A 22,998-nucleotide genomic window follows, 5' to 3' on the forward strand; every position below is an offset into this window, starting at 1 on the left:
GGGCCGGTCTCGGAGCAATCCGAGACCGGCCCTGATCGTTGTCGAGGACCAGCCGGGGACCAGTCGGGGGCCAGGACCAGCTGGGAGCAGCGTCCTTGAACGAGGTCAGCAGCGGGTCACGACGATCGGGCTCGAACGCCGACGAGCACCGGCGGTTCAGAGCACGCTCAGGCGACGACAACGCCCCTCGCCCGCACACTCGGACGAGGAGACAAGCTCAGACGCCGGGGCAGGTGAGGGGCAGAACGCGCTCGGTCAGCTGTCCGGTGAGGTGGGTGTCCGTGAGGGCGGCTTCGGCGAGCCAGTCCGTAGCGGTCAGCTGGTCGACCAGGCCCTGCAACGCGTCCCGGTCCACCGGGACCTGGTCGTGCAGCGCTTCCAGGGCCATGCCTCGGCCGTCGGCCCCGAGCCGGCCCGCCGGGCTGGTCAGTGCGGCCAGTGTCAGGGCCAGCAACCGCGTGGCCGCGGGAGCCTTCGCCTTGCGGAGCTTCTTGTCCGAGACGGCCTTCTGGGCCCAGCCGGAGAGTTTGGGCCGCAACTTCCTCCCGAACGTGAACGGGCTCGCCCCGTCCACGCCGGGGACGAGGCAGGGGACGGTGATGGGAGTGGGCCCTTCCGGCCGGGAGGCCAACAGGTCCCCGGCCGTTCCGGGCAGCTCCAGCCAGCCACACCCCACCAGGTCGTCGACCAGGCGCTCCGGATCGGCCAGGCCGAGCGAAGCGACGTCCTGGCCGACCAGATTCCCGGTGCCGGTGTTGGCGGTGCGCAGCGTCACCATCAGCACCAGCAGCCGCGCCTCCGGGCCTGGCAGCGGGCTGTGGCCCGCGACGTGGGAGAGGACGGAGCGGGCGTGCGCCCACTGCGTGGCGGACGTCAGCAGTCTGGCCACCGGCGGGGCGCCGTCGGCGTGTTCACCGGCTGGGGTGCCGGTGCGGTTCTGGTTCTGGAGACGCGCGGCGGAGGCGGCCTGCTCGGCACGGTTCGCTTCCAGCCGCAGGTTCACGTCTCCGGTGACGTCGGCCCAGGTGGTGAAGGCGAGGGCTTTCCGCTCATGGAGGCCCGCGAGCACGGCGAGGTCGGGTTCGGCGCGCTGCTGATAGGCGCGGAAGAGGTTTCCGAGCTCGACGAGCTCCTCGCGCAGAACGTCGGGCCGCAGGTCGTGCGGGATGACCCGTTGGGCGATCTTCCCCGCGGCCCGGCGCTGCCGAGGCGTCGAACGCGGTGTCGGTACCCGTCGCGCGCCGTCCTCCGTGCTCCGGTCGGAGAACCGCGGCGTTCCGACCGGAGAGGCGGAGGGGGCGGGCGCGGGACGCGGGGCGGCCGAGGGCGCCGAAGCGGCGACGACCTTCGCGCCGGGCGTGGCGGCGGCGCAGCGCGCACAGCACTCCATGACCTGCCACCAGCGCCCTGCCCGGTCGGCGACCACGGCCAGGACGACCGCCCCGCCGCATCGCCACACCTCGGCGCGCAGCTTGGGGTCTTCGGGGCTGATGTGCGTACGGCAGTTCTCGATCCGGCAGGAGCAGAATGCCTGCGCCCGGGGCCCGGGGCCCGTCCGCAGGTGATCCTGGATGTGGGCGATCGCGGCGGCGCGTCCGGCGGTCGCGGTCGGCAGACGCTGCTCGGCGCAGGCAGGACGGCTGCACGAGAGGCGCACCTCCGTACTGCCCCGGCCGGCGGCGTCCAGACGTACCGTCCACCGACGCCCCAGCACCCGTTCGTCCATCTCGCCCGCTGCGGCCTGCGTCATCCCGCTCTTCCTCCCGTTCCGTGTGCCCGGCCGCCACTCCACCACTCCGGGCACTTCGGCGTACCGGGTGGGGGAGTTGCGGTGAGGCCCACCGTACGCGGCACGGGAGGGTGAAGCGGTGCACTTGCGGCCTCACGCGGTGAAGCCCCCTGCTCCGGCAGGCCTGTTCGTCATGGAGTGCGCAGCCTCGACGGCGTCGTTGCCGATGTCCGGGCCGATGTATCGACGAAGCGCAGGTCGAAGGGGTGCGCGCCGGGAAGGGCGCGGCAGCCGGCTCGACGCGCGGGGGGTCCCGACCCATCAGAAACGGGAATGCCGGCGGTCGTCCGCATGATCTTTTCGGACGCCGGAATTCACCACAGCGCACTGATTCGGCCACTGTGGGTGACGTGTGCGGGAGGGTGCCGTCAACGCGTCCGTCGGGCGGCGCCCCCTTGTCGGGCCGCACCATGATCGCGGGGCGTGGGAACGGGCCTTGCCGGAGGGCGTGATGTGGGGCGATATCCGGACGGTCTGGGATCGTCCTGATCCGCGCACTTCTGGTTGACGTGATCTGAAAATCCGCTGAATGATCATGTCCAGCACGGTGTGGCCGCTGACGGAACCCCGTCACCCGGTTTCACACTCTCGGACCCAGGAGATGACGTTGTTATCCCGACTCCTTCCCCTTTCGTCCCCCCGCCTCTTCGCCATGACGGCCGTGACCGCCGCCGCGGCTCTGAGCCTGGGCGTCGGATCGGCCGCCCAGGCCGCACCGCACTCCGTTGACGTGGCCGCCTCCGGTGCCGCCGCGTCCACGACCGACAGCCCCAACCCCTTCGCCGCGGCCGAACTCGACGGGCTTCAGGCGCGACAGGTGACCATGTGGCACGCGGGGCAGCCGCTGAGCCACTGGGTCCTCACCCTCGACGAGGAGACGGCGGCGCGCAGTTACACGGGCGGCGTGTTCTTCCTCTACGCGCCCGCCACGGGCGACCGGGGCTGGTTCCGCAACCTCGACCTCATGGCGTCCACCGTCAAGGATCCGCGCCAGGTGACGATCGCCGACGCGCAGTTCGTCAACTCCCACCCGCGGGTCGAGGTCCGTTACGGGGACCCCGCGCAGCCGGACCTGGCGCGCACGGTGGCCACCTCCACCATCTGGATGTAGGACCTCCGCAGCGGGGATCGCCTCGCTCCCACGCCCAGGCGCCGGCGGCGAGCGACCCAGAGCTCCCGCACGGCAGACCCGAACATCATCGGATCATCACAGCCGTCGGGTGACGGGGGCGAGGCGAGCGTCCCGGCCGCAGCAGCTCGTCGAATATCGAACGAGCATGCGAAGTATGACGGTGTGGCGGCGAGGTGGACATCTTCCACCTCGCCGTTCCTCTACCTCGCCGTTGCTCTTCTCGGTACGGCGTCTTCGTCAGCCGCACTCGGCTGACGGGACTTGGCGAGCAGCACGGCCTGTGGCGGGTCGTACGGCCCGCGTTTACCGCACCGTCACTACCTCTTCCGTTCTGTTCGGTTCTCTTGGAGCATTCCGTTCGCTTCTGTTCCCCACTCCAAGAGGCCCCCCCATGGCTGATATGAATCGGCGCCGCTTTCTGCGGACCGCCGGCGCCACCGCGGGATTCAGCGCCCTGTCCGGCAGCATCGACCGTGCCGCGGCCATTCCGGCCCACCGGGCCACCGGCACCATCCGGGACGTCGAGCACATCGTCGTCCTGATGCAGGAAAACCGCTCCTTCGACCACTACTTCGGGGCGCTCAAAGGAGTACGCGGCTTCGGCGACCCACGCCCCGTGACCCTGCCGAGCGGCAAGTCCGTCTGGCACCAGGCCGACGCCGCGGGAAAGGTCACGCTGCCGTTCCACCCGACCGCAGACGACCTCGGCATGCAGTTCCTCCAGGGCCTCAACCACGACTGGGCGGGCGGCCACCAGGCGTACAACAACGGCCGTTACGACCAGTGGATACCGGCCAAGACGCCGACCACGATGGCCTATCTGACCCGCGAGGACATCCCCTTCCACTACGCGCTCGCCGACCGCTTCACCGTCTGCGACGCCTACCACTGCTCCTTCATCGGCGCCACCGACCCCAACCGCTACTACCTCTGGTCCGGACACACCGGCAACGACGGCAAGGGCGGCGGACCGGTCCTCGGCAACGAGGAGTGGGGATACGGCTGGACGACGTACCCCGAACGGCTGGAGCAGGCCGGGGTGTCCTGGAAGATCTACCAGGACGTCGGAGACGGGCTGGACGCCCAGGGCGGCTGGGGCTGGATCGAGGACGCCTACCGGGGCAACTACGGGGACAACTCGCTCCTCTACTTCAACGCCTACCGCAACGCCCGGCCCGGGGAACCGCTCCACGACAAGGCGCGTACCGGCACCGACGCGGCCGAGGGCGAAGGGTACTTCGACGCGATCGCCGCCGACGTCCGGGCCGGAACGCTGCCTCAGATCTCCTGGGTCGCCGCCCCGGAAGCCTTCACCGAGCACTCCAACTTCCCCTCGAACTACGGTGCCTGGTACATCGCCGGTCTGCTCGACGCCCTCACCGCCGACCCCGGGGTGTGGAGCCGCACCGCTCTGTTCATCACCTACGACGAGAACGACGGCTTCTTCGACCACGTCGTACCGCCCTATCCGCCGTCCTCGGCCGACCAGGGCCTCTCCACGGCGGGCACGGCCGGCGAGCTCTACGCGGGCGGACCGTCGTACGGCGCGGGCGTCTACGGGCTGGGACCCCGGGTGCCCATGCTGGTCGTCTCGCCCTGGAGCACCGGCGGTCACGTCTGCTCCGAGGTCTTCGACCACACCTCGGTCCTGCGGTTCATGGAGCAGCGTTTCGGGGTGCGCGAACCCAACATCTCGCCGTGGCGGCGCGCGGTCTGCGGCGATCTCACCTCGGCGTTCGACTTCGGCCGGACCGAGCCCGCCCCCGGCGACCTGCCCGACACCTCCGGCTACGCGCCCCCGGACCGCGAACGCCACCCGGACTACCGGCCCACCCCGCCCGCCGCCGGCGCCCTGCCCGCCCAGGAACCGGGCAGCCGACCCACCCGGCCGCTCCCGTACAGCCCGTACGTCGACAGCGTGATCGCCCCGTCCACCGGCCGCATCACCCTGACCTTCAGCCCGGGTACGGCGGCCGGGGCGCAGTTCTACGTCACCTCCGCGAACCGGACCGACGCCCCGTGGACGTACACCGCCGAGGCGGGCCGGACGGTCTCCGACACCTGGAACTCCGCCTGTTCCGGCGGCAGCCACGATCTCACCGTGCACGGGCCGAACGGCTTCCTGCGGAGGTTCCGCGGCCCGGGCGCCACGGCCGGGCCGGAAGCGGTGGCGCGGCACAACGCCGCGACCGGCGACCTCGACCTGAGGCTGACCAACACCGGCACCGCGGCGGCCCGGTTGACGATCGCCGACGCCTACAGCGGGACCGGCCGGAAGGTCACCGTGAACCCGGGCGCCACGGTGACGCGCACGGTGGACCTGAGCGCCGGCCGACGCTGGTACGACGTCACCGTCACCGCCGAGGGCGCCGCGGGCTTCCAGCGCCGGTTCGCCGGCCATGTGGAGACCGGGCGGCCGGGTGTGAGCGACCCCGCGATCGTCACCGGCTGAACGCGGGCAGGAGCGGGGCGTGGCCGGGAGGCACCGGCCCCGGACGGGCCCGGCCCCCGTGTGGTGCACGGGAGCCGGGCCGGTACCGGGCCGCGCTCAGGCGGTGCGGCCGGTCCCCGCGCCGCCACCCGCCGCGGCCTTGATGCCCGACCTGATCTCGTCCAGGACGGAGAGCTTCGGCGCCTTGCCGTCGACGTCGAACCCGGACCGGACCACGACGAGCATGTCCGGCGAGGCGGGGGAGGGGAAGGCCAGCGATTCCACGTAACCGTCGTCGCCCTTCTGCGTCACCACCTTCCACCGCACCACATAGCCCTTCCGGCCGGCGACGGTGACCGCCTCGGACTTCAGCTCCCGGTGCGAGGTGATCCTCCCGTAGGCGGCTCCGCCGTACGACTCCTCGGCGTTGGCGGCGATGTCCTTCTTCGCCGCTGCCTCGGGCGTCTTCGCATCGAGCTTCAGGGCGGCGGCCGGAGCCGAGAAGACCCCGCCGCGCAGGCACGTCTCCTCCGGATCGCCGGGGCAGGCGTGCTCACCGGTCGTCAGCCCGGCGCCGATCGGCGCCGACTTGCCCGTCCATCCCTCGGGGACGGGCAGGCTGATGCCGGCCGCCAGGTCCGTGGCGTAACCAGGTTCCGACGGCTGCTGCTGAGGCCCGCCCGGCCCGCCCCCGTCGCTCCTGCCGCCGCCGTTCGGGCCGCCGTCGTTTCCGCCGTCCTTCCCGTCGGGTTCCGGAGTGCCGGAGGGCGCGGACGAGGGCGGTGCGGACGGCGAGGACGCGGCGGTACCGGGACCGCCGCCGTTCTCGCGCAGCAGGTACACACCGCCTCCGATGGCCGCGAGCACGACCACGCCCACGGTGACGGCGACACCGATACGCAGGCCGCGACGGCGGGCCGCGACGGCCGACTGCCGGACATGTCCGGTCCACTGGGTCCCGTCCCACCAACGTTCCTGGGCAGGTCCGCTTCCTGAGTGCCCGGGGTCTGGATGCCAGCCGGGCGGGGTCATCTGGGTCACGGGGTGCACCTTATGCGGGTCAAGTGAGAATCACATGAACTGCCCGCCGTACGTGGTCCGGTTGTCCGGCCACCCTTGCGGGGGACATGGCGGTGCGGCGTCAGGGTCCGATCAGTCCGGCGCGGTCTCCTTCGTCCGGGGCCCGTACACGGTTCGCGCCCCGGAAATGGGTGGTGTCCCTGATGGCCCCGACCGGTCCGCCCCGGCGACGATGGGGGACGAGGGTCCGGGGCCCGGCCCGTGCCGCGCGACGGGGGACCGGCGGTGCGCTGCCGGAACCAGGAGGTTCCCGTACCGGGAGGGAGACACGATGCCCACGTACGACGAGCGGCTGCGCGACCTGGAGGAGCGGTTGCGCCGCGAGGACCCCGGTTTCGCCGAGGCGATGTCCTGCGGGCCTCCGCGCGGGCCTCGGGAGTACCGCCACCGCAACACCTGGCTGTGGCTCGCCGCGGGGCTCGTCGCCCTGGGCGTCGGGATCGCCGTCGGCCACGGCCTCCTGATCGCCGCGGGCCTGGTGGTCTCCGGTGCGGCGGCCCAGCACTTCGACCCGCAGCGCGGTCGTCCGCCCGGCAGGAGCATCCCCGGCACCCGCTGATCCGCATCCGCCCAGCGCTCATCGGGGCCACCGGCCGGCCGTGCCGAGCGAAGGCCGCCCCGCCCTCGCTCGATCGGCCCCGCCGGCGCATCGGTCCGACCGCTCACCGGGCGTGACATAGCCTGGCCGTCCGGAATCGGCCGAGGCAGGGAGTGACGGATGCCCGTCGAATGGGAGCCCGTACGGCAGTCGCGTACGCACGAACTCGTGCTCCGGAGCATCGAGCAACGGGTCGTCTCCGGTGAGCTGAGAGCCGGGGACCGGCTGCCGCCCGAGCGGGAGCTGGCTCCGGTGCTCGGCGTCAGCCGCTCCGCCCTGCGCGAGGCGCTCCGGGTCCTGGAGACCATCGGGGTGCTGGTGGCCCAGCCCGGCCGTGGCCCCGACGCCGGGGCCCGTATCGTCCGCAATCCCGACGACGCCCTCGGCCGGCTCCTGCGACTGCACTTCGCGCTGGGCAGCTACAGCCTCCATGACGTCCTGGAGGCGCGGGTCGTCCTGGAGCGGTCCAGCTTCGAGGCCGCCGCCGAGCACGCGTCCCCCGACGAACTCGACGAGGCCGAACAGCTCGTGCGGCGGATGGCCGAACCCGGTATCGCCGTGGCCGAGTTCAACGACCTGGACACCCGCTTCCACGTACTGATCGCCCGTGCTTCCGGCAACGCGCTGACGTCCACCCTCACCTCCGCCGTACGCGAGTCGGTGCGCCCGCTGATCCTGCGCGCCCTGGAGGACGCCCTGGACTGGCCGGACACCGCCGGTGAGCTGAACGTCGAGCATCAGACCCTGCTCACCCTGGTACGCCGGGGCAGGGGCGGCGAAGCGGCCGATCTGGTGGAGCGGCACATCAGAGGTCTGCACGGCACCCTCATCGACGGCCTCGGGACACGCTGAGGGGCGTTGACGTCGGGCGCGCCAGATCCGGTCCCGGTCGCCCGATCCGCGGCGCGTCGGCGGCGTTCCGCTTTCCAGGCGTAGCTAGTATGGTCCGACCATAGAAATGTCCATGCAGGAAACCGGCCCTGGGAGGCCCCATGCGCATCGGACTCTTCGCCACCTGTCTCGGAGACACCCTCTTTCCCGAGGCGGTGAAGTCCACCGCGATCCTGCTCGCTCGCCTCGGCCACGAGGTGGTGTTCCCGCCCGGCCAGACCTGCTGCGGCCAGATGCACGTCAACACCGGCTACCAGCGCGAGGCCGTCCCACTGGTACGGGCCTTCGCCGACCAGTTCGGCGACCCGTCCCTCGACGCCGTCGTCATGCCCTCGGGCTCCTGCGCCGGCTCGGTCCGCCATCAGCACCCGCTGGTCGCCGAGCGCTACGGCGACCCCGCGGTGCGCGCCGGGGCGGCCTCGGTGGCGGCGAAGACGTACGAGCTGTCCGAGTTCCTCGTCGACGTCCTCGGCGTGACCGGGGTCGGCGCGTACTTCCCGCACCGGGTCGCCTACCACCCGACCTGCCACTCGCTGCGCATGCTGCGCGTCGGCGACAAGCCGCTCCGGCTGCTCCGCGAGGTCGAGGGCATCGACCTGGTCGACCTGCCCGACGCCGACTCCTGCTGCGGCTTCGGCGGCACCTTCGCGCTGAAGAACGCCGAGACGTCCACCGCGATGCTCCACGACAAGCTCGACGCCGTGGCCGCCACCGGCGCCACCGTGTGCACCGCGGGCGACTCCTCCTGCCTGATGCACATCGGCGGTGGCCTCTCCCGTATCCGATCGGGTACCCGTACGCTCCACCTCGCCCAGATCCTGGCCGCCACCCGCACCGCACCCCTCGCCCCGACGGAGGCCGCCGCATGAGCACGTTCCTCGGCATGCCCCGACGGCCGCCCCGCTCCCCGTACGGCACGGGCAACCTGCGCGGCGAACGGCCGTTCCCCGAGGCCGCCCACGACGAACTGGGCAACGGCCAACTGCGCCACAACCTCGGCCGGGCCACCCGTACCATCCGCGCCAAACGGCTGGACGTCACCGGTGAGGTGCCGGACTGGGAGGCGCTGCGGGACGCGGGCTCCGCCATCAAGACCGACACCATGAACCGGCTGCCCGAACTCCTGGAGCAGCTGGAGGCCAAGGTCACGGAACACGGCGGCACGGTCCACTGGGCGCGCGACGGCGCCGAGGCCAACGAGATCGTCGCCCGCCTGGTCGAGGCCACCGGCAGCAGCGAGGTCATCAAGGTCAAGTCGATGGCCACGCAGGAGATCGGGCTGAACGAACACCTCGCCTCGGTCGGCATCACGCCCCACGAGACCGACCTGGCCGAACTCATCGTGCAACTCGCCCACGACAAGCCCTCGCACATCCTGGTGCCCGCGATCCACCGCAACCGGGACGAGATCCGGCAGATCTTCCTGGACCGGATCCCCGGCGCCGATCCCGAGCTGGACAACGACCCCGGCCGCCTCGCCGCCGTCGCCCGCGCCTACCTGCGGGAGAAGTTCATGACGACGAAGGTCGCCGTCTCCGGGGCCAACTTCGCCGTCGCGGAGACCGGCACGCTCGCGGTCGTCGAGTCCGAGGGCAACGGACGCATGTGCCTCACGCTCCCGGACACGCTCATCACCGTGATGGGCATCGAGAAGGTGCTGCCCCGCCACCAGGACCTGGAAGTCTTCCTCCAACTGCTGCCCCGTTCCTCGACGGGCGAGCGCATGAACCCCTACACCTCGCTGTGGACCGGGGTGACGCCCGGCGACGGGCCGCAGGAGTTCCACCTGATCCTGCTCGACAACGGACGCACGGCCGCGCTCGCCGACGCCGTCGGACGAGCGGCGCTCAACTGCATCCGCTGCTCGGCCTGCCTGAACGTCTGCCCGGTGTACGAGCGCACCGGCGGCCACGCCTACGGTTCGACCTACCCCGGGCCGATCGGAGCCGTCCTGACTCCGCAACTGGCCGGGATGCACGCGACCGAGGGCGACCCCAACAGCTCGCTGCCGTACGCCTCCAGCCTCTGCGGAGCGTGCTTCGACGCCTGCCCCGTGAAGATCGACATCCCGTCGCTGCTGGTCGAGCTGCGCCATCAGCACACCGAACAGACCGGCGCGACCCCGGAGAAGCTGGCGATGAAGGCCGCCGCCGCCGTGATGCGACGGACCCGGCTCTACACCGGGGCGCAGAAGGCGGCCGGGCTCGGCCGGATCGTCGCGGACCGGGACGGAACGATCTCCCGGCTGCCTCCGCCCTTCACCGGCTGGAGCGACAGCCGCGACACCCCGGCCCCGCCCCGGCAGACCTTCCGCGACTGGTACGCCTCCGCCGAGGGCCGGGCCGCCCTGCGAACCGCCGCCGACGAACACGACCGCCCCCACCGGGAGGACGAACGATGACGACCGCACGCGCAACGGTCCTCGGCCGGATCCGCGACGCCCTGGCCCTCGCCCCGCCCTCCGGCACCACCGTGCCGCGCGCCTACCGCACCGGACGCGTTCTGCCGGACGACGAGCGCCTCGCCCTGTTCACCGACCGGCTCCTCGACTACCGGGCCGAGGTCCGCCCGTGCACCGCCGACCGTACGGCGGACGTCCTCGCCGAAGTGCTGCGGGAGCACGGCGCACACCTCGTCGGCGCGCCGGCCGGGCTCGACGCGACCTGGCTCGACGCGTTCGACGGCGAGGTGCGCCGGGACGCCGCCGACGTGCCCGCGCCCCGTCTCGAAGCGCTGGACGCGGTGGTGACCGCCTCCGCCGCGGGTTGCGCCGAGACCGGCACGATCTTCCTCGACGGCGCACCGGACCAGGGCCGACGGGCGCTGTCCCTGGTGCCCGATCTGCACGTCTGCGTCGTCGACCTGTCCGCCGTCCGGGCCGGTGTGCCCGAAGCGCTGGCGGCGCTGACGCCCGGACGGCCGACCACGCTGATCAGCGGCCCGTCCGCCACCTCCGACATCGAGCTGGAACGAGTGGAGGGCGTGCACGGCCCCCGCACCCTGGTGGTGGTAATCCGTACGGACGCCTGAGGCTGTCCCTCTCCAGCTCCGGCGCGCGCGGGCACGGCCCCCAGCCGTGGTCTCCCGCAGGCGCACCCCGTGCCCCTCCTGCTGTCCCGGGCCTTTCCGAGGGATGGGACGCCACGCCATCCGGAAATCAGATGCGCTTACCATCTTTTCCGCGATGGACACCCTCACCCTCTGGCAACTGGCCGCGCTCGCGGCGGCATCGATGCTCGTCGGCTTCTCCAAGACAGCCGTCAGCGGTGCCAATACGATCAGCCTCGCGGTCTTCGCCGCCGTCCTCCCGGCCCGCGAATCCACCGGAGTGCTGCTCCCGATCCTGATCGCCGGCGACCTGCTCGCCGTCCTCGTCTACCGCCGGCACGCCCACTGGCCCACCCTGCTAAGGCTGTTCCCCGCCGTCGCGGCGGGCGTGGCGGCGGGCACCCTCTTCATGCTGTGGGCCGACGACGCCGCCGTCCGCACATCGATCGGCGCGATCCTGCTGCTCATGACCGCCGTCACGCTCCGACGCCGCAGAGCGGTCGAGGACGCCGAGCGAAAGCAGGAGCAGGGGCCGCAGCAGGGGCCGGAGCCGCAGCAGGGGACGGCGCCGGAGACGGGGTCCAGCGCCCGGCGGCCCGGTCGTCTCGCCGCCCGCGGCTACGGGGTCCTCGGCGGCTTCACCACCATGGTGGCCAATGCGGGCGGCCCGGTCATGTCGCTCTATCTGCTCTCCGCGGGATTCCGCAAACTCGGCTTCCTCGGCACCTCGGCCTGGTTCTTCCTGATCGTCAACGTGTCCAAGGTGCCGTTCAGCGTCGGCCTCGGGCTCATCGACGCCCGCTCCCTCCTGCTCGACGCGTGCCTGGTGCTGTTCGTGCTGCCGGGCGCGTACATCGGCCGGAAGTGCGTGGACCGGATCGACCAGAAGCTCTTCGAGCGGATCGTCGTCGCCGCGACCGTGCTCGGCGGCCTCCAACTCCTGCTGTTCTGAGGCCCGGTCCGGCTCCCGCCGCATGGCAGGGGGGAGCCGGACCGGGCGGAAACCGGGGCCCGAGCCGTCCGCCTCAGACGATGCCCTCGGAGATCTCCGCCTGCTCACGGGCGTTGCCGTACGCGGACGGCGTGCTGTACGAACGCCGGGCGACGAACCACCAGACGGTGGCCAGGGTCAGCACCGCGACCAGGGCGATCGACGCGTAGTTCATCGAGTCCATCGTCACCGGCGAGGACTGCGGCAGCAGGAACAGGACCGTCACGATCGCCACCCAGACCACGGCGATCCAGCCGATCGGCTTCGACCACCGGCCCAGGTGCCACGGTCCCCGCTCGAACCGGTCGCCGGCCCGCAGCTTGAGGTAGATCGGAATCGCGTAGGCCGGGGTGATGCCGATGACGTTGATCGCGGTCACCGCGCCGTACGCGGTCGCCGAGTACAGCGAGGGCACCGCGAGCAGCGCCGCGACGCCGACCGACAGCCACACGGCGGGCACCGGCGTCTGGGTGCGCGCGCTCACCTTGCGCCACAGGGCCGAGCCGGGCAGCGCGTTGTCCCGGCTGAACGCGAACACCATACGGCTGGCCGCCGCCACCTCGGCGTTGCCGCAGAAGAGCTGGGCCGCGATCACGATCAGCAGCATGGCGGTGGCGCCCGCCGTGCCGAGCGCGTCGATCAGGATCTGGGCCGGCGGCACGCCCGTCGCGCTGTTCTGCGTGGCCGCGTAGTCCTGGATCGCGAAGGTGAGCCCGGCCAACAGCACGAAACCGGCCACCCACGACACCCAGATCGCCCGCACGATGCCCTTGGCCGCCGTCACCGACGCGTTCGAGGTCTCCTCCGAGAGGTGCGCGGAGGCGTCGTAGCCGGAGAACGTGTACTGCGCCAGCAGCAGGCCGATCGCCGCCACGTACAGCGGGTTCTCCCACCCGGTGTCATTGACGAACTCGGTGAAGACGAACGACGGCGACTGGTGGTTGGACGGCACGATCGCCAGTACGGAGACGATGATCGCGACACCGCCGAGGTGCCACCACACACTGATCGAGTTGAGCACGCTCACCAGGCGGACGCCGAACAGGTTGAGCACGGCGTGCAGCAGCAGGATGCACAGGAAGATCACCATCGTGGAGCCGGGCGTCGGATCGAAGCCCCACTGGAGGTTCAGCAGCGCGCCCGTGAACAGCGCCGCCCCGTAGTCGATGCCGGCGATCGCCCCGAGCAGCCCCAGCAGGTTCAACCAGCCCGTGTACCAACCCCACTTGCGACCGCCGAGCCGGTCGGCCATGTAGTACAGCGCGCCGGAGGTCGGGTACGCGCTGGTGACCTCCGCCAGCGCCATGCCGACGCACAGGACGAACAGGCCGACCCCGGCCCAGCCCCAGAGCATCACCGACGGACCGCCGGTGGACATCCCGAAGCCGTAGAGCGTCATGCAGCCCGACAGGATCGAGATCACGGAGAAGCTGATCGCGAAGTTGCCGAAGCCGCCCATGCGGCGGGCCAGCACCGGCTGGTAGCCGAGTTCGCGCAGGCGCTGCTCCTCGTCCCGCTGCGCGGGCACCTGGGCGCCCGAGGTGGACGTGGGGGTTATCGACATGGCGGAGACCTCCGGAAGGGACGGGATGAGCGGTGTGCGCGTACGGGACCTGAGACGGTCAGCCGGAACGTTTGCGGCGGCGGCCGGGCTTGCGCTCGGCGTTAAGGCAGCGCCCCCGGGCCCGCAGGAACACGTCCTCGGCCGCCCCGGCAGCGGCCGGCGTGCGACTGCGGTACGACCACGGGACCGGCGTGAAGTACGGCCCCAGCGCCCGGAACACCGGGGCCGCGTCGGCGAACCGGAGCGCACCCCACAGGGCGTGGGCCAGGTAGTTCACGTCCAGCAGCGAACGGGCGATGTCCTGCGTCCGGCCGAACCACAGGTCCAGCGCCCGCTGCGCGTCCCGTTCGCCGTCCTCGGTCACCCAGTGCAGGTCGAGGGCCTTCTCGCTGCCGTTCTCACGCCGGTAGCGCTCCACCCTGACGTACAGCGGAAGCACGTGCAGCGCCGAACCCTCGGGCGCCGAAGAAGCAGCCCACTGGACGAAGTTGACGGCGGCCGACAGCGAACCTCCGGCCTGCCGGGCGTAGACGAACTGGAGCATCCGGTGGTACGCCTCGCGGTTGTGCGGGTCGCGGCGGTCCGACTCCGCCAGCAGCCCCCACGGCCCCGGGAAGAGCATCGGGCCCGGCGGGGCCATCCGGTGCTCCTCCATCTGCTGCCCCTCGTCCAGTTGGGACAGGGCCAGCAGACAGACCCACGGCACCGGGTCGGCGGGCGAGAGGTGCGCGGCGGCCCGGCAGCCCTCCCAGGCGTCCCGCCACAACTCCGCCGCCCCCGAGCGCTGTTCGCGATGCGCGCGCACCGCGCGCTCGACCGTGACCCGGGCGTGCATCACCGCCGCCGCGACACTCCGCGGCTCCTCGGCCTGCCAGGCCCGTACCGCGTCCGACCCGGCCGCGACCGTCCCGAGCACCTGGGTGCGCTGGGTCCACAGCGCCCAGTCCGGCGTGCTCTCCAGGAGGTTGCGCATGGAGACCCACCGCCCGGTCCGCAGATCCTGCACGGCTCCCCGTAAGTCGTGGTCGTGGCCCGCCGGGTGGTAGACGGGGCGGAAGTCAGCCGCGGCCATCGGAACGCTCCTCCCCCCGAGGAGCTGCGGGCGAGAGGCGCGGGGCCGGGCACCGGGGTGCGGCCGGGGCTCTGTTCGTCATGAATCCTCAAGGACGTGGGGGCGGGGCAGCTCTCGACAGCGGACCGTCCGCAGTCCGGTAGCTGCTCGGCGGTGAGTGTAGGCCGCCTGCCGCCGGTCCCCGGCGGCTTTGCGGATCTTACTCAAGTGGATAGGGGAACAAGGGCGTTGCCGGGCCGGGCCGGACCGCCCACCGACCGGGGCCGTGGTTGACTGAGGCCGTGGTCTGCACGACTCTGTGCATGTACGACCAATGATCACGATTGGGTCTCCGTTCCCGGGGCGCGGAGCGGCCGGGGAACAGCGCGAACAGCAGGAGGACGATGTCAGGCGCGGTGCTCGCCGTCGACCAGGGGACCTCCGGAACGAAAGCGCTGGTGATCTGCCCCGAACGCGGCGTGATCGGAACCGGTTCCGCTCCGGTCCGTCCCCGGTACGGAGCCGGGGGAGCGGTCGAGGCGGATCCCGAGGAGATCCTCGGCTCGGTCCTGGACGCCGGCCGCCAGGCCCTCGCGCAGGCCGCCGAGCCGGTCGCGGCCGTGGGCCTCGCCAACCAGGGCGAGACGGTCCTGGCCTGGGACCCGGACACCGGCCGGCCGCTCACCGACGCCATCGTCTGGCAGGACCGGCGGTCCGAGACGCTGTGCCGGGAGATCGCCGCGCACGAGGACGACCTCAAACACCTCACCGGACTCCCGTTGGATCCCTACTTCGCCGCGCCCAAGATGGCCTGGATCCGGCGCGAGCTCACCCGCGAGGGCGTCGTCACCACCAGCGACGCCTGGCTCGTCCACCGCCTGACCGGCGCCTTCGTCACGGACGCCGCCACCGCCGGACGCACCCAGCTCCTCGACCTCGACCGGGTCGACTGGTCGCCCGCAGCCCTGGAGGTCTTCGGCCTCGGCGGTGAACGGCTCCCCGCCGTCGTGGACGCGGCGGGCCCGGTCGGCACGACCACGCTCTTCGGCGGCGAACTCCCCCTGACCGGGCTGCTCGTCGACCAGCAGGCAGCCCTCCTGGCCCAGAGCGCCCGGGAACCCGGCGCCGCCAAATGCACCTACGGCACCGGGGCGTTCCTCCTGGCCCGCACCGGCGACCTGCCCCGCCGCACCGCGTCCGGGCTGGTCAGCTGCGTCGCCTGGCGGCTCGGCGGGCACACGGAGTACTGCCTCGACGGGCAGGTCTACACGGCCGCGTCCGCCGTCCAGTGGCTCACGGGCCTCGGCGTCATCAAGGGCGCGTCGGACCTGGACGCGGTCGGCGGAGCCGTGCCGGACGCCGGAGGCGTCACCTTCGTGCCCGCGCTCGCCGGCCTCGCCGCCCCCTGGTGGCGCGGCGACCTGCGCGGCTCGCTCACCGGACTGGGCCTGGACACCACCGCCGGCCACCTCGTGCGGGCGCTGTGCGAAGGGATCGCCGCGCAGGTCGTCGAGCTGGCCGAGGCGGCGGCCCCGGACCTCGGAGCCCCGCTGACCGCCCTGCGCGTCGACGGCGGCCTGACCCGCTCCGCCCTGCTCATGCAGACCCAGGCCGACCTGTTGCAGCGCCCGGTCGAGGTGTCCGCGCTCCCCGACGTCACGGCGCTCGGCGTCGGAGCCGTCGCCCGCCTCGGCCTCGACCCGCGGCTCGCCCTCCACCAGGCGGCCCCCGCCTGGAACCCCGCCGCCGTCTACGAGCCGAGGATCGGCGCGAGCGAGGCGGCCGAACGACGGGCCCGTTTCAGGGCCGCGGTGGACGCACTCGTGGAGCACGCATGACACCCCTGGTCACCGCGGCCGGTGAACTGCCCGACGACGGACCGTACGACGTCACGGTGATCGGCGGCGGCGTCGTCGGCACCGCCATCGTCCGCGAACTCGCCCGCCACCCGCTGCGCGTCGCCCTCGTCGAGGCGTCCGACGACATCGGCACCGGCACCTCCAAGGCGAACACCGCGATCCTGCACACCGGCTTCGACGCCGTCCCCGGATCCCTGGAAGCCCGCGTCGTCCGCGAGGGGCACCGCCTCCTCCTCGACTACGCGGCGGACACCGGCATCCCCGTCGAACGCGTCGGCGCCCTCCTCGTCGCGTGGGACCAGGAGCAGCTGGCCGTGCTGCCGTCCCTGCTCGCCAAAGCCGAACGCAACGGCTACCGCGCCGCCCGCATCCTGGACGCCGCCGAACTCCGCACCCGCGAACCGCGTCTGGGCCCCGGGGCCCTCGGCGCCCTGCACATCCCCGACGAGAGCGTCATCTGCCCCTGGACGACCCCGCTCGCCTACGCCACCCAGGCCGCCCTCGCCGGGGCCCATCTGCACCTGGGCTCCCGGGTCCGGTCCATCGACACCGGCCCGGACGTCCACACCCTGACCACCTCGCGCGGCCCCCTGCGCACCCGCCACCTCGTCAACGCGGCCGGCCTGCACGCCGACGAGATCGACCGGCTCCTGGGGCACGCCACGTTCACCGTGACCCCCCGGCGCGGCGAACTCATCGTCTTCGACAAGCTCGCCCGCGACCTCGTCCGGCACATCGTGCTCCCCGTACCCACGAAGGCGGGCAAGGGCGTCCTCGTCGCCCCGACCGTCTTCGGCAACGTGCTGCTCGGCCCCACCGCCGAGGACATCACCGACCGCACCGACACCGGCTCCACCGAGGACGGACTGCGCCACCTGCGCGAGTCCGGGCGGCGCATCCTGCCCGCGCTCCTCGACGAGGAGGTCACCGCCGTCTACGCCGGACTGCGGGCCGCCACCGACCAGGACGACTACCGCGTCCAGGGCCACCCCGGGCAGCGCACCGTCACCGTCGGCGGCATCCGCTCCACCGGACTCACCGCCTCCCTCGCCCTCGCCGCCCACGTCACCGGGCTGCTCGCCGACGGCGGACTCGACCTGGGCGAAGCCCGCCCCCTGCCGCCCCTCACCATGCCCAACCTCGGAGAAGCCTTCACCCGGCCCTACCTCGACGCCGCGATGATCGCCCGCGATCCGGCGTACGGCACCGTCGTCTGCCACTGCGAGCGCGTCACCCTGGGCGAGATCCGCGACGCCCTCACCTCCGTCGTGCCCGCCCGCTCGCCCGACGGGCTGCGCCGCCGCACCCGGGCCGGCGGCGGACGCTGCCAGGGCTTCTCCTGCGCCGCCACCGTCCGTGAGCTCGTCGCGGGACGCCTGCCGTGAGCCGCCGCGAGAGGACCGTGGACGTCCTGGTCGTCGGAGCGGGCCCGGCCGGTCTCGGCGCGGGCGCCGAGCTGGCGGCCTCCGGCGCGGGCCGGGTGGAGATCCTGGAGCGCGACGTGGACGCGGGCGGCATTCCGCGCCACTGCCACCACGACGGATTCCCCGGACGCACCGGACGGAGCGCCGCCACCGGGCCCGAGTACGCCGAACGCGCCGTCACCGCCGCCGAGCGCGCCGGCGCCGTCCTGCGCACCGGCGTCACCGTCACCGGCTGGGCCGGCCCGCTCACGGTCGACACCACCGGGCCGGCCGGCCTGGAACGCGTCACCGCGCGCGCCGTCGTACTCGCCACCGGAGCCCGCGAACGGCCGCGCAGCGCCCGCCTGGTGCCCGGCAGCAGGCCGCAGGGCGTCTTCACGGCCGGCGAACTCCAGCAGTCCGTCCACCGCTACGGGCAGAACGTCGGCAGCCGGGCCATCGTCGTCGGCGACGATCCCGTCGGCCATGCCGCCGCGGCCACCCTGCACACCGCGGGGGCCGACGTCGTCGCCATGGTCACCGACAGGAACCCGGGCCCCGTGACCGCCCTCCTCCGCCCCCGGTACCGCTTCCCGCTGCTGGACCGGACCACCGTCACCGCCCTCGTCGGCCGCCCCCGGCTCCAGGGCGTGACCGTACGGCACCAGGACGGCCGCACCACCACCCTGCACTGCGACACGGTCGTCCTGACCGGCGACTACCTCCCCGACCACGAACTGGCCCGGCGCGCGGACCTCGTGCTCGACCCCGGCACCCGCGGGCCCGCCCACGACGCCGCGTTCCGCACCTCGCGGCCCGGCGTCTTCGCCGTGGGCAACCTGCTGCACGCCATCGAGCCCGCACCCGTCGCGGCGGCCGAGGGCCGGGCCGTCGCCGTCGCCGCCCTGCGGCATCTCGCCGACGACGCACAGGCCCCGGACCCGGTGGCCCTGGAGGTCGACGCCCCGCTGCTGTGGGTCGCGCCCAACCGGACCGGTCCTGCGGGGGCCCGGCCGCTCGGCGACCGCTTCGCCCTGCGCACCGGCCGCCGACTGGAACTCCCCGTTCTCGCCGTCGTCCAGGGCGGGCGCGAGCTCGACCGGCAGCGTCTGCTGCTGCCCGCCGTGCCCGGTCGCTCCTTCCATCTGGGCGCACGATGGCTGGAACGGATCGACCCGCACGGGCCCGCCGTCCGGATCACCACCCTCTGAACGCGCCGGGCCTCAGGGCAGCAGCAGCCAGTCCGCCCCGACCGCGGCGGCCGGCCCCAGGCCCAGCAGCCAACTCCCGAGCCGGGTACGGCCGTTCCTGCTCAGCTCGATCACCACACCGCACAGGATGAGCGCCAGCCCGTACACCCCGACCACCAGCACCGACGAACGGCTCACGATGCGCAGCGCCAGAACCACGCCCATCGCCGCCATGCCCAGCGAGGAGAGCACGACCCGCAGCCGCCGGGCCTGCCGGGGCGTCAGCCGTCCTCCACCGGGGGCCGGTTCATCCCGATCCGGCTCACCGGAGGCCGCTCCGTCGGGAACGGCCCCACCGGCCTCGGCGGACGATGCCCCATCGGGGCCGGCTATCGGCCCGTCCGCGTCCTGATCGCGGCCCTGCGGCCGTTGGAGGCCCCGGCCCGGCTCCGGGCCCCGGCCCTGCTCCCGGTCCTGTTCCTGCTTCCGGCCCTGGTCGTGGTCCTGCTCCCGGTCCTGGTCGTGGTCCTGGTCAGAAGTGCTCATGGGGGCGGATCGTAATCGGTGGGCGCTACGCCGGCCCCCGGACCCCGCGATCCAGCCAATCCCGCCCTCCCGCAACGACCTTGAGCGTGCGGTCTTCGCACGCGTCGGCCATGGCGGGACACCTCTCAGGGCCCGCCCCGCAGCCGGGGCGCCTCCTCCGCCGCGTCCACGACCGCTCCCTCCTCCACCCGCGCCGCCAACTCGCGGGCCCACCCCGCCAGGCGGCCCACCGCGATGCCGTGCGGCCCGGCCTCGCCGTACCCCGCCAGCACGCCCCCGCCCCGCCGCAGCAGACGCGCGCCGCCCGCGCTGTTGCCCCGGGCCGCGTGCGTCAGCCCGACGGCCAGCTGTGCCAGCGCGCGCCACAGTTCCCGCTCCGCCTCCGGCCCCGACTTCCACGCGTCCTCGAACACCTCGTGCGCGTGGAACGGCATACCGGCGTCCAGCAGCCGCTGCGCCTCCACCAGCGTCTCCCCGGGCCGGCGGACGACGCCCTCCGGCTGGCGGTCGACCCCCTCCGCCCCGTACGGCAACGGCCGCCCCAGGCCGTCGCGGGGGCGCGCGTTGCGCGCCCGGCCCTCGGCGTCACGGTCCCTGCGCGTCTCGTTCACTACTCGATTGTGCCTCGTAGCTGCAAGGAATCGGGCGAACCCTGTCGGTGAGCACCCGCGCACGACTAGGCTCGACCGTCGTCACCGCACTGCCATGATGAGGAAGGGTGGGCATGAAGCCGTCCCGGCCGTTGTACGAGCGTGAACCGGAACTCGCCGCCGCCGCGGAGGCGGTGGACGCCCTCTGCGGCGCCCAGGCCGTCGGCGGCCTGCTGGTGTTCAGCGGAGAGGCGGGCATCGGCAAGACCGCTCTGCTGAGCGAGATCCGGGCGATGGCGGCCGACCGCTGCACGGTCTGGTCCGCTCGCGGCGGCGAGACCGTGACCTCCGTTCCCTTCCACGTCGTACGGCAGTTGCTGCAACCCGCCCTCGACCAGTTCCCGCCCGACGAGACCCGCGCCCTGTTCGGCGACTGGTACGAGACAACGGCGCCCGCCCTCGGACTCGCCGAACCGAGCGGCCCGCAGCCCGATCCGCAGGGCGTGCGCGACGGCCTCGACTTCGTCGTCGGGCGGCTCGCCTCCCGCCTCAGCCACCGGCCGCTGCTGCTCATCGTGGACGACGCCCACTGGGCCGACGGCGAATCGCTCGCCTGGCTGGCCTCGTTCACCGCGCGCCTCGGCGAGTTGCCGGTGCTCGTCGTCCAGGCCCACCGCCCGCAGGAGCTCGCCGAACGCGACGCGAACTACGCCGCCGACCGGGAGGCCGAGCGCGACGCCGGCGGCCAGGGACTGGTGACCCGGGTGGCGCTGCGCGCCCTGACCCCCGACGCCACCGCCGAACTCGTCCGCGCGGGCCTGGGCGAACACGCCGACGACCCGTTCTGCCGCGAGGTGTGGGCCGTCACCGGCGGCAACCCGTACGAGGCCGTCGAGCTGGTCGCCAAGGTGCAGGACCGCGAGCTGCCGCCGGTCGAGGAGTCGGCCGGGGCACTCCGGGAGCTGGGCGCGTCCGCCCGCGGCAGCGGACTCGTCGCCCGGCTGGAACGGCTCGGCACGAACGCCAACCGGTTCGCCTGGGCCGCCGCCGTCCTCGGCACCGACATCTCGCAGGAACTGGCCGCCACCCTGGCCGGGATGAGCTCCGCCGAGGCCGCCGACTGCACCGCCCGGCTGCGCGACGCCCGTATCGTCAGCGGCTTCGACCCGCTGGAGTTCGTGCACCCGCTGATCGCCACCGCCGTCTACCGCTCCATCCCGCCGGCCACCCGTACCGCGATGCACGGACGGGCCGCCTGGGCGATCACCCGCGCGGGCCTCGGCGCCGCCGCGGCCTCCCGCCATCTGCTGGAGGTCCACCCGGACGACGACCAGGAACTGGTCTCCCAGCTCCGCGAAGCCGCCGGCCAGCACCTCGCCGTCGGCGCGCCGGAAGCCGCCAGGCGCTGCCTGGAACGCGCCCTGCTGGAGCCGCCCCGCCCGAAGGAACGCGCGTCCCTCCTGTACGAACTGGGCTGCGCGACCCTGCTCAGCTCCCCGCCCACCACGGTGCAACACCTGCGGGCCGCCCTCGACATGCCGGGACTCGACGACGGCCTGCGGGTCGACGCGACGTTCCGCCTCGCCGCCGCCCTCGCCCACAACAACCAGCTCAAGGACGCGGCGCTGTCGCTGGCCGCCGAGGCGGCCCGTACCGCACCCGGCCCCGGGCTGATGCGGTTGCAGGCCGCGCACTTCATGTGGGAGGGCATGCAGGCGGCCGAGGACGACGGGCCGACCCGCTCCCGTCGGCTCGCCCGCAACGCCGACCACCTCAAGGGCCGCGACAACGCCGAACGGGCTCTGCTCACCCTGCGGGCCTTCGACGCCATGCTGCGCGGCGAGAACGCCCAGCTCATCGTGGACCTCTGCGAACGCGCCCTGATCGACGGCAGCCCGGCCCGCGGCCTGGGCTGGACCGACTCCGAGTGGGGCTTCGAGCTGCCCACCATGGTGGGGATCACGTACGCCTTCACCGACCAGCTGGACCGCGCCGAGAGCCTTTTCGGCGAGGCGGTGCGGGCCTTCGAGATCTCCGGCTGGAGCGGAGCGCACCTCGCGTTCGCCCACACCCTGCTCGGCATGGTCCACCGCCGTCGCGGCCGTCTCGCCGAGGCCGAGGGCTTCCTGCGCGAGGGGCTGCGGCTGGCGGACCGCGTCGGCTCCGGGCTGCCGGTGCACTGGGACGCGGCCTGCCTGCTCATCGACACGCTGCTGGCCCGCGGTCGTACCGACCAGGCACGCAAGATCGCCGACCGCTACCACTTCGGCCCGCCCTATCCCAGCGCCATGGTGCTGCCCGACGCACCGTGCGTCCGGGGCCGGCTGCTGCTGGCGGAGGGCCGTACGGAGGAGGCCGTGGCCGAACTCGAAGCGGCGGGCGCGGCGCTGGAGCCGCGCGAACGGTTCAACGGCGTCTGGGCGCCGTGGGCGGGCGACCTCGCCCGCGCCCTGGCCGGCACCGACCCGGCCCGCGCGGCCCACATCGCCACCCGGGCCCGCGTCCACGCCGAGCGGTTCGGCACGGACACCGCCATCGGCGAGGCCCTGCGCTGCGTCTCCCTCTTCGCACCCGCCGAGGAGGCCGCGCAGCTGCTCGCCGAATCGGTGCGCCACCTGGAGAAGTCCTCGTCCGCCTACGAGCACGCCCTGGCCCGGGTCGACTACGGGATCGCGATCGGTTCGCACCGTGAGCTGGCCCGCGCTCAGAAGCAGGCGATGGCCTGCGGAGCGGAGGGCCTGGCGGCCCGCGCCCAGCAGGCGCGGGCGTCGATCCGGTCCGCTGAGTGAGGTAATGTTTGTCCTGCGCGGCCACCCGGCACCACCGGGAGGAAAC

Annotated in this window: 18 protein-coding genes; 12 read left to right on the forward strand and 6 right to left on the reverse strand. The window is 73.1% G+C overall.

Annotated features, from left to right (window positions below; genetic code table 11):
* Positions 1-217: 217 nt before the first annotated feature.
* Positions 218-1,750, reverse strand: coding sequence for a hypothetical protein (locus tag EES43_RS27145; RefSeq protein ID WP_124271192.1), 1,533 nt, complete (start codon positions 1,748-1,750; stop codon positions 218-220).
* A gap of 691 nt (positions 1,751-2,441) precedes the next feature.
* Between EES43_RS27145 and EES43_RS27150 the strand changes: the two genes are divergently transcribed.
* Positions 2,442-2,900 (forward strand): hypothetical protein, encoded by a 459-nt coding sequence (locus EES43_RS27150; protein WP_124271193.1) that lies wholly within the window; start codon positions 2,442-2,444, stop codon positions 2,898-2,900.
* Between the two features lie 412 nt (positions 2,901-3,312).
* On the forward strand, positions 3,313-5,373 hold the full coding sequence (locus EES43_RS27155; RefSeq protein WP_124271194.1) for a phosphocholine-specific phospholipase C: 2,061 nt from the start codon (positions 3,313-3,315) through the stop codon (positions 5,371-5,373).
* Between the two features lie 96 nt (positions 5,374-5,469).
* On the opposite strand, the gene EES43_RS27160 is transcribed toward EES43_RS27155, so the two are convergent.
* Positions 5,470-6,393, reverse strand: a complete 924-nt coding sequence (locus EES43_RS27160) for a DUF2510 domain-containing protein (RefSeq protein ID WP_241192544.1) — start codon at positions 6,391-6,393, stop codon at positions 5,470-5,472.
* Between the two features lie 310 nt (positions 6,394-6,703).
* Here EES43_RS27160 and EES43_RS27165 point away from each other — a divergent pair, with 310 nt between their 5' ends.
* The 6 genes from EES43_RS27165 to EES43_RS27190 all read left to right on the forward strand — a co-directional run bounded on the left by EES43_RS27165 (position 6,704) and on the right by EES43_RS27190 (position 11,921).
* Positions 6,704-6,991, forward strand: coding sequence for a DUF3040 domain-containing protein (locus EES43_RS27165; RefSeq protein WP_124271195.1), 288 nt, complete (start codon positions 6,704-6,706; stop codon positions 6,989-6,991).
* Positions 6,992-7,150: 159 nt separating this feature from the next.
* On the forward strand, positions 7,151-7,882 hold the full coding sequence (locus EES43_RS27170; RefSeq protein WP_124271196.1) for a FadR/GntR family transcriptional regulator: 732 nt from the start codon (positions 7,151-7,153) through the stop codon (positions 7,880-7,882).
* Between the two features lie 140 nt (positions 7,883-8,022).
* Positions 8,023-8,790, forward strand: coding sequence for a (Fe-S)-binding protein (locus EES43_RS27175; protein WP_124271197.1), 768 nt, complete (start codon positions 8,023-8,025; stop codon positions 8,788-8,790).
* A complete protein-coding gene (locus tag EES43_RS27180) occupies positions 8,787-10,322 on the forward strand; it encodes a lactate utilization protein B (RefSeq protein WP_124271198.1) in 1,536 nt (511 codons plus the stop codon). The genes EES43_RS27175 and EES43_RS27180 overlap by 4 nt, the downstream gene beginning before the upstream one ends.
* Positions 10,319-10,951, forward strand: coding sequence for a LutC/YkgG family protein (locus EES43_RS27185; protein ID WP_124271199.1), 633 nt, complete (start codon positions 10,319-10,321; stop codon positions 10,949-10,951). The genes EES43_RS27180 and EES43_RS27185 overlap by 4 nt, the downstream gene beginning before the upstream one ends.
* A gap of 154 nt (positions 10,952-11,105) precedes the next feature.
* Positions 11,106-11,921, forward strand: coding sequence for a sulfite exporter TauE/SafE family protein (locus EES43_RS27190; RefSeq protein ID WP_124271200.1), 816 nt, complete (start codon positions 11,106-11,108; stop codon positions 11,919-11,921).
* Between the two features lie 73 nt (positions 11,922-11,994).
* Here the strand turns inward: EES43_RS27190 and EES43_RS27195 are convergent, their stop codons facing one another.
* Positions 11,995-13,524 carry an amino acid permease gene (locus tag EES43_RS27195; protein ID WP_124271201.1) on the reverse strand — a complete coding sequence of 510 codons (1,530 nt, stop codon included), beginning with the start codon at positions 13,522-13,524 and terminating at the stop codon, positions 11,995-11,997.
* A gap of 58 nt (positions 13,525-13,582) precedes the next feature.
* A complete protein-coding gene (locus EES43_RS27200) occupies positions 13,583-14,596 on the reverse strand; it encodes a hypothetical protein (protein ID WP_124271202.1) in 1,014 nt (337 codons plus the stop codon).
* Positions 14,597-14,979: 383 nt separating this feature from the next.
* Between EES43_RS27200 and EES43_RS27205 the strand changes: the two genes are divergently transcribed.
* Genes EES43_RS27205 through EES43_RS27215 form a run of 3 tightly spaced genes read left to right on the forward strand, consistent with a single transcriptional unit; the run spans position 14,980 to position 19,048 of the window.
* Entirely contained in the window at positions 14,980-16,413 is a 1,434-nt protein-coding gene (locus EES43_RS27205) for an FGGY family carbohydrate kinase (RefSeq protein ID WP_124271203.1), read from the forward strand.
* Positions 16,410-17,819 carry an FAD-dependent oxidoreductase gene (locus tag EES43_RS27210; RefSeq protein ID WP_124271204.1) on the forward strand — a complete coding sequence of 470 codons (1,410 nt, stop codon included), beginning with the start codon at positions 16,410-16,412 and terminating at the stop codon, positions 17,817-17,819. The genes EES43_RS27205 and EES43_RS27210 overlap by 4 nt, the downstream gene beginning before the upstream one ends.
* Positions 17,816-19,048 carry an NAD(P)/FAD-dependent oxidoreductase gene (locus tag EES43_RS27215; protein WP_124271205.1) on the forward strand — a complete coding sequence of 411 codons (1,233 nt, stop codon included), beginning with the start codon at positions 17,816-17,818 and terminating at the stop codon, positions 19,046-19,048. Before EES43_RS27210 ends, EES43_RS27215 begins: the two co-directional genes overlap by 4 nt.
* A 12-nt stretch (positions 19,049-19,060) precedes the next feature.
* Here the strand turns inward: EES43_RS27215 and EES43_RS27220 are convergent, their stop codons facing one another.
* Both EES43_RS27220 and EES43_RS27225 read right to left on the reverse strand, forming a co-directional pair.
* Positions 19,061-19,573 carry a hypothetical protein gene (locus EES43_RS27220; RefSeq protein ID WP_206430133.1) on the reverse strand — a complete coding sequence of 171 codons (513 nt, stop codon included), beginning with the start codon at positions 19,571-19,573 and terminating at the stop codon, positions 19,061-19,063.
* Between the two features lie 125 nt (positions 19,574-19,698).
* Positions 19,699-20,184, reverse strand: coding sequence for a DUF309 domain-containing protein (locus tag EES43_RS27225; protein ID WP_124271206.1), 486 nt, complete (start codon positions 20,182-20,184; stop codon positions 19,699-19,701).
* A 113-nt stretch (positions 20,185-20,297) separates the two neighbouring features.
* On the opposite strand from EES43_RS27225, the gene EES43_RS27230 reads away from it, so the two are divergent.
* A complete protein-coding gene (locus EES43_RS27230) occupies positions 20,298-22,952 on the forward strand; it encodes an ATP-binding protein (protein WP_124271207.1) in 2,655 nt (884 codons plus the stop codon).
* The last annotated feature ends 46 nt before the right edge of the window (positions 22,953-22,998 follow it).

This window comes from Streptomyces sp. ADI96-02, from assembly GCF_003846185.1.
In the GTDB taxonomy this organism is placed as follows: Bacteria; Actinomycetota; Actinomycetes; order Streptomycetales; family Streptomycetaceae; genus Streptomyces.

Excerpts from the sequence above, each read along its gene's own strand:
- EES43_RS27145 (WP_124271192.1), bottom strand. The coding sequence starts at position 1,750 with ATGACGCAGGCCGCAGCGGGCGAGATGGACGAACGGGTGCTGGGGCGT.
- EES43_RS27150 (WP_124271193.1), top strand. The coding sequence starts at position 2,442 with ATGACGGCCGTGACCGCCGCCGCGGCTCTGAGCCTGGGCGTCGGATCG.
- EES43_RS27155 (WP_124271194.1), top strand. The coding sequence starts at position 3,313 with ATGGCTGATATGAATCGGCGCCGCTTTCTGCGGACCGCCGGCGCCACC.
- EES43_RS27165 (WP_124271195.1), top strand. The coding sequence starts at position 6,704 with ATGCCCACGTACGACGAGCGGCTGCGCGACCTGGAGGAGCGGTTGCGC.
- EES43_RS27170 (WP_124271196.1), top strand. The coding sequence starts at position 7,151 with ATGCCCGTCGAATGGGAGCCCGTACGGCAGTCGCGTACGCACGAACTC.
- EES43_RS27175 (WP_124271197.1), top strand. The coding sequence starts at position 8,023 with ATGCGCATCGGACTCTTCGCCACCTGTCTCGGAGACACCCTCTTTCCC.
- EES43_RS27180 (WP_124271198.1), top strand. The coding sequence starts at position 8,787 with ATGAGCACGTTCCTCGGCATGCCCCGACGGCCGCCCCGCTCCCCGTAC.
- EES43_RS27185 (WP_124271199.1), top strand. The coding sequence starts at position 10,319 with ATGACGACCGCACGCGCAACGGTCCTCGGCCGGATCCGCGACGCCCTG.
- EES43_RS27190 (WP_124271200.1), top strand. The coding sequence starts at position 11,106 with ATGGACACCCTCACCCTCTGGCAACTGGCCGCGCTCGCGGCGGCATCG.
- EES43_RS27195 (WP_124271201.1), bottom strand. The coding sequence starts at position 13,524 with ATGTCGATAACCCCCACGTCCACCTCGGGCGCCCAGGTGCCCGCGCAG.
- EES43_RS27200 (WP_124271202.1), bottom strand. The coding sequence starts at position 14,596 with ATGGCCGCGGCTGACTTCCGCCCCGTCTACCACCCGGCGGGCCACGAC.
- EES43_RS27205 (WP_124271203.1), top strand. The coding sequence starts at position 14,980 with ATGTCAGGCGCGGTGCTCGCCGTCGACCAGGGGACCTCCGGAACGAAA.
- EES43_RS27210 (WP_124271204.1), top strand. The coding sequence starts at position 16,410 with ATGACACCCCTGGTCACCGCGGCCGGTGAACTGCCCGACGACGGACCG.
- EES43_RS27220 (WP_206430133.1), bottom strand. The coding sequence starts at position 19,573 with ATGAGCACTTCTGACCAGGACCACGACCAGGACCGGGAGCAGGACCAC.
- EES43_RS27230 (WP_124271207.1), top strand. The coding sequence starts at position 20,298 with ATGAAGCCGTCCCGGCCGTTGTACGAGCGTGAACCGGAACTCGCCGCC.